The following is a 6547-nucleotide window of genomic DNA, read 5'->3' as shown; positions in this document are numbered from 1 at the left end:
TGACGAAAGCAGGTATGCCTGAAAGTGTGCGTATTGCCTGAAAACACAACCCGCTACGGGGGAGACTTACCCGAAATCTGATTTATTCAACAAAGCCATTGCATTAATAATAAAAATAAGGATAATTATCATTCCTTTTAAGGTGGCATTACAATAACCCGATAATTATCATGACTATAAAGACATATTCCCCCTGTTTGTTGGCCAGTTGTATCTCTCTGGCGCTCAGCGCGCCGGTTAATGCGCAGGATGCGCCGGAATCCACCATTGTGGTTAATGCCGAGAGCGGCCAGGGGCTTGCGGCATGGACTAATAGCGCCACAAAATCCGCGGTGGCGGAATCAAAAACACCCCAGGTAATCGATACTGTCAGCCAGCAGGAAATCGAAAAACGCCATCCCCGCTCGCTGAATGAAATTCTGCGCTATGCGCCGGGGGTCTCTACCGAGATGCGTGGCGCCACTACCTATATGAGCGAATATAAAATTCGCGGCTTCAATGCTGAGCATGAATATTATAACGGCCTGCAACTGCCTTATAACGTCACCGGGAATACCAAAGCGAATATCGATCCGCTGTTGATCGAGCAGGTGGATATTCTCAAGGGGCCCTCTTCGGTGCTTTACGGTAATGCCTCCCCGGGTGGGCTGGTGAATATCCAGAGCAAACAGCCCCAGGCTACCGCAGCCACGGAGTTCGGTTTTACCACCGGGACCCGCAATCTGCGGGAGGGGTATCTGGACTCTACCGGGCCCATTGAGGGCAGCGACTGGCGTTACCGGATGATTGCCAAAGCCAGCGCCGGTGACGATCAGCCCCACACCCGCAAGAGTGAAAATTATCTGCTGGCCCCGTCGCTGACCTGGCAGCCGTCGGATAAAACCCGGCTGACCCTGGATGCTATCTACCAGGATATGCCGAATTTAACCCCGTCCGACCCTTTACCGATTTCGTATATCCGTTCGAACTACCAGTCACGCCGGGATTATGCCGGGGATCACTGGAGTGGCTTTAAGCAACGCCAGTGGATGGTGGGCTACAGTTTTGAACACCAGTTTGACAGTGGCTGGGGCATGGTGCAGAAGGCGCGCTATTTTGATGTCGATACCCACCAGCGCAGCGCCTATGCCACCGGCAATAACGGGCCGGTGTACGACTTAAACCGCTTTGCCTATACCACGGATGAAGATCTGCGCAGTTTTAATATTGATAACCAGGTCACCAAAACCCTGACGCTGGGCGACTGGCAGCACCATTTACTGGCCGGGTTTGATTTCCAGCGGCTCGATTCCCACTACAAATATCGCTATGCCGGGAAAGCCACCCCGGGGATTGATATGCGTTATCCAAACTACGGGCAGATCCACACGGACTATCTGGGGCTGTATACCGCCCAGCTTAACCGCATGAGTTTTAAACAATATGGCTATTACCTGCAAGATCAGATGGCCTGGGGCGGCCTGAATCTGCTGGCCAGCGTGCGCTATGATGATTACCGCTCAACCACCACCGATTATTTGCAGCAGGGGAACAAAGAGTGGGTTGACCAGGACCGGGTGACTAAGCGCCTTGGGGCGCTGTATGCCTTCGACAACGGCCTGTCGCCCTTTATCAGCTATTCGGAAGGTTTCTTGCCGGTTTCCCCCCGGGGGAATCTCACCGCCAGCCAGGTCAAACCCACCACCAGCAAACAGGTGGAAGGCGGGATCAAATATTTGCTGGCGGAGTATGCCACCACCTTTACCGCCTCAGTATTTAATATTCGCGAGAAAAATGTGGTGACCAACGATCCCGGTTTCCTTAATTACCGCCAGACCGGGGAGATTGAATCCAAAGGGGCAGAAGTCTCGGTTGTTAGCCGTCCCACCGACAATACTAACCTTATCGCCAACTATGCTTACACCCACGTCATTAATACTAAAGATGATACCTATAAGGGCAAGCGGCCAACCCAAATCCCGGAGAACGCGTTCACCCTATGGGGCGACTACACCTTTACGGAGACGGTGCTCAACGGGGTGACCATCGGCGGCGGGGCGCGTTACCAGGGGCCGATGGAGGTCGACCCGGCCAATAACGCCGGTAAGCTGGGGGGCACGACCCAGTTTGATATGGCGGCCTCATGGGATTTATCACCGCTTAGCCCGTCCCTGGCCGGAATAACGCTGAAAGCCAGCGCCCAGAATCTGACCAATAAAGCTACCTTCACCTGTTATGACAGCGGCAACTGCTGGATTGGCCGTGACCGCACGGTACAAGTTGGCGCCAGCTACCGCTTCTGATAGCTGATGCCTTGCCGGCAGCCCTCCCCGGGCTGTCGGCAGAATAGCCAGGGATAATTTACGCTGTTAATCGGTAAAATTAATGAATCCAGGGAATTTGAGGTTACTATCCGCTATGGTTAATTCAGTTGTGGATATTTTTGCCAGCGTATAACCGGTACACTATATATGGCGCATAATGAGTAGCGCCGGAATATTTTTCAGGCAAATTGGCTGGATTCTTAATGAGTATAAAGTATGCAACACAGCAGGCACTCATCTTCAGCAGAGGACGTGATGAGGAAAATTGAAAAGAAAAAATCCTGCATTTGGGTTGGTACTATTATTGGCACCTTGATTTTATTATTTGTATTTCAAAAGATTTTTGTCTTTTTTCAGCTTGAACAACATACTGAACAGGCTGAAATGCTGATGAAAAAGTCTGAATATTTAATCGCCGATTCCTACAGCGCAATTGCATATCTGCAACAGCTCAACGGTAATTGTAATGCGGATGACATGGAAGATCTGCGATATATCACCAATAAATACAGATATATATATGACGCGGGCATTGTTAATAACGGCCATATAGCTTGTACTGCGCGGGAAGGCCAGCTGACACCGGCAGTGGGATTACCGTCTTCGGCTTTTGCGCTTAATCCAGATATCTCCTTTTATCGCTATGTCTCGTTTTATCCCGGGGTCGCTGGCATGTTGAATGCTATCCGGGCAAAAAATATCATGCTGGTCACCTCGCCGTTTTTTTATCAGGATAGGATCTACGATAACGACAAGTATCTGTCGATTTCATTTCGCAGCAAAAATAAGCAGCATATTCTTTATCAGCGCACGATGTCCGCCGAACGCCCGTCACTGTTGATGGCGCAGGAGACAGTGTCGGCCTGTAGTGACGTTTACAATTCCTGTGTGGATATCACTGATGCCGGTATGGGCATTTTGCGCTACCAGGGCTGGGTGCAGGTGGCTGTCCTGGGGTGCGCTATCCTGCTGGCGCTGATGATAACCAATCTGATCCTCGATAGCCTGGTGGAGCACTACTCCCTGGAAAACCGCCTGCGCCGGGCAGTATTACGCAATCTGATAGTGAACCGCTACCAGCCGATTGTTGATGCCGGGCAGGGTAAAATTGTCGGTGCTGAGGTGCTGGTGCGCTGGGAGGATGAGGTCTTTCATACGGTCTCGCCGGAGTTTTTTATTCCGCTGGTGGAGAAGCTGGGTTATAGCCAGCATCTGACGCTCAATATTCTGCACAATGCGCTCCAGGAACTCGCTCCGCTGCTTAAACAGTATAAATTTACCTTGTCGATTAATGTCGGTTCCGTCGAGGTGGTTAACCGGCAATTTGTACCCAGCCTGAATAAGATTGTTGATCAATTCGGCATCAGCCGCGGCAGAATTAAAATAGAAGTGACGGAAAGAACCGATGTCGCGTACCAGCAATTGTCGTGTTTTGTGCACTATCTTCATGTGCAGGGCTATAAAATCGCCATCGACGATTTTGGTACCGGGACATCAAATCTGCATCTGTTGCCGGAGCTTAATTTTGATGATGTCAAAATTGATAAGTTCTATGTCCAGCGTATGGCCGATGAAAACTTTCGCAAAATCCTGAGCAATATGGTGTCGTCGATTATCGAACTGGATAAAAACATCATTTTTGAAGGGGTGGAAAGCGAGGATGACTTGCGCCATATCCAGTCGATACAGCCGCATCCTCTGGTACAGGGGTGGTATTTTTACCATGCGTTATCCGCCAGCGGGCTGGCGGAAACGATGGCTGAACACGGTATCCCGGTGTCGGAAAGCCCCGCCCGGCGCTGACCACCGCGGCGCAGGCGCGGTCAGGTCTTATTGTGTGCTGCCGGCCAGCCGGGGGCTGGCCACTGGCCGGTTATTACCCCGGTAAATAAACCACAGTGCGGCGGCCAGGCACAGGGCCGCGCCGAAACGGGACCAGGAAAATGCAATGGCCTGGTTACCCAGCCAGCCGAAGGTATCGATAATTACCGACATACTCAACTGGCCGAGGATCACCGCAATGGTGGCAATGGCCGCCCCAATACGCTGGACGGCAAACACCATCGCCAGCACATACACCAGCCCCAGTAACGATCCCAGCAATTGCCATTTGGGGACATCCAGTAGCGAGACAGGGTGTGCGGGCTCAAGGAATAACACCATCAGCGCGGAGAAGACTGTCCCCACCAGAAAGGTGAAAAAGGTGGTGCGTAATACACCGTGAGACTGGCTCAACCGGGCATTGACCGCCGCCTGAACACTCAGCAGCGCCCCGGCAGCCACCGCCAGAACTATCATTATTACGTGGAACATTATGCGTTACCTCCAGAAATCAGCGCCAGGGCGACAAGGACAAATACCAGCGCAATAATTTTGTCGCGGTTCAGCGGGCGGCGCGGTGCGCCGAACCAGCCGAAATGGTCGATCAGCAGGCTTTTCGCCACCTGGCCTGCCAGCACTCCGGTCATCAGCAGCGTAATACCGATAATGGGGGTGGCAATGGTAAGGATCAGAACATACAGCGGCCCCCAGATGCCTCCGGTGAGTTGCCAGCCCGGGGCGGACAAGAAAGGCGCTGGATTTCGCGGCCCGAAAAAAAGCACCAGTAACCATGCCAGGGCCGCTTCGGCCCCAAACAGGGCGAGGCTGGCCCAATAGTGGCCAACGTGCAGGCCCAGGGGGCCGAGCAAACCGGCCTCTACCGAAAGGCCCATCCCGGCGATTATCACCAGTAAAATAGCAATCAGTTTCATTGCGATACTTGTAACCTGTGGTTAAGAACAGAGGAGCGCATGCTAAAGGCTATCGGCAGGGGGAAAAATAGCCCTGTACGCACAATTGCTGTGCGTAAAATGCAAAGGTGGGTGCGGTGACATTCACACGATCGTCTGCGCGTGAATGAGGTATTTATTGCCAACTTCGTGTAACATACGCCCCCACATTCAGGGGGATGACAGCCGTAAATGGGCTTACCACAACCCCGTGCAGCGAATTACACCTACATAACAGTGAGGGAATCATATTTAACTCATTGTTTTTAAAGTATATAAGACGCCTGTGAAGGCGACACCCGAGGATGCTCAATGAGCGAAAAGTTACAAAAAGTATTGGCCCGTGCGGGTCATGGCTCCCGCCGTGAAATCGAAGCAATCATTTCTGCCGGGCGCGTGAGTGTTGATGGCAAGATAGCCACTCTGGGGGATCGGGTTGAGATAACCCCCGGCCTGCGTATCCGTATTGATGGCCATCTGGTGGCGATTAAAGAATCCGCCGAACAAATTTGTCGCGTGCTGGCGTATTACAAGCCGGAAGGCGAGCTTTGCACCCGTAATGATCCGGAAGGCCGCCCGACGGTGTTTGATCGGTTACCAAAACTGCGCGGTGCCCGCTGGATAGCCGTCGGCCGTCTGGATGTTAACACCTGTGGGCTGCTGTTGTTCACCACCGACGGTGAACTGGCAAACCGCCTGATGCACCCCAGCCGGGAAGTTGAGCGCGAATATGCCGTGCGGGTATTCGGCCAGGTAGACGACAGCAAAGTCCGTGAACTGTCACGGGGCGTTCAGTTGGAAGATGGTCCGGCGGCGTTTAAAACCATTAAATTTACCGGCGGGGAAGGGATCAACCAGTGGTACAACGTGACCCTGACCGAAGGCCGTAACCGTGAAGTTCGCCGCCTGTGGGAAGCGGTCGGCGTGCAGGTTAGCCGCCTGATCCGCGTACGCTATGGCGATCTGACCCTGCCAAAAGGCCTGCCGCGCGGTGGCTACACCGAGCTGGACCTCGCCCAGACCAACTACCTGCGTAAGCTGGTAGAGCTGCCGGCAGAAACCGAGTCAAAAGTGGCGGTAGAGAAAGACCGCCGCCGTATGAAGGCGAACCAGATTCGTCGCGCGGTGAAACGCCACAGCCAGACCAGCGGCAGCGGCAACCGCCGCAGCAGCAACCGCCAGAATAACGGCTAACCGTCGTCCGGCTCCTCCGCGCTATCCGCGGGGGAGTCCTGTTCTCCGCCTCTCCTGATATCTTCAGCCGCCCCGGGCCCGGCGTGCGGTATCCGTCACAGTTTATTAAAAAGACAAAAAACAGGAACTCTCGCGACAAATAACACCATGTGGTGGCGACGGGATTTTTTTATACTGCTGTTGGCTTTGTTGAATAAATCGAACTTTTAGCCGAAATTAGGATCAGATCACCACACTCCTGACCCTGTAGCGACATCCTGTGACAAAGCAAAAGTTCAA

General features: G+C 53.0%; 5 protein-coding genes. 3 read left to right on the top strand and 2 right to left on the bottom strand.

The genetic code is table 11. The annotated features are described in order from the left end of the window. Positions 1-170 precede the first annotated feature (170 nt). Positions 171-2282, top strand: a complete 2112-nt coding sequence (locus F9C28_RS19480) for a TonB-dependent siderophore receptor (protein WP_199016910.1) — start codon at positions 171-173, stop codon at positions 2280-2282. A 237-nt stretch (positions 2283-2519) separates the two neighbouring features. After that, on the top strand, positions 2520-4106 hold the full coding sequence (locus F9C28_RS19475; RefSeq protein WP_332909435.1) for an EAL domain-containing protein: 1587 nt from the start codon (positions 2520-2522) through the stop codon (positions 4104-4106). Positions 4107-4133: 27 nt separating this feature from the next. Here the strand turns inward: F9C28_RS19475 and F9C28_RS19470 are convergent, their stop codons facing one another. Together F9C28_RS19470 and F9C28_RS19465 are read right to left on the bottom strand one after the other, a co-directional pair. Next, positions 4134-4616 (bottom strand): DMT family transporter, encoded by a 483-nt coding sequence (locus F9C28_RS19470; protein WP_233149193.1) that lies wholly within the window; start codon positions 4614-4616, stop codon positions 4134-4136. Continuing rightward, positions 4616-5056: a DMT family transporter gene (locus tag F9C28_RS19465; protein WP_199016908.1), complete on the bottom strand. Its 441-nt coding sequence runs from the start codon at positions 5054-5056 to the stop codon at positions 4616-4618. Before F9C28_RS19465 ends, F9C28_RS19470 begins: the two co-directional genes overlap by 1 nt. Positions 5057-5386: 330 nt before the next feature. Here F9C28_RS19465 and rluB point away from each other — a divergent pair, with 330 nt between their 5' ends. Beyond that, positions 5387-6268, top strand: coding sequence for a 23S rRNA pseudouridine(2605) synthase RluB (gene rluB, locus F9C28_RS19460; RefSeq protein WP_199016907.1), 882 nt, complete (start codon positions 5387-5389; stop codon positions 6266-6268). The last annotated feature ends 279 nt before the right edge of the window (positions 6269-6547 follow it).

Origin of the sequence: Shimwellia pseudoproteus, from assembly GCF_016415625.1 — a bacterium.
GTDB lineage: Bacteria > Pseudomonadota > Gammaproteobacteria > Enterobacterales > Enterobacteriaceae > Shimwellia > Shimwellia pseudoproteus.
The sequence above is the reverse complement of the archived record's forward strand: the minus strand, read 5'-3'. Positions and strand labels throughout refer to the sequence as shown.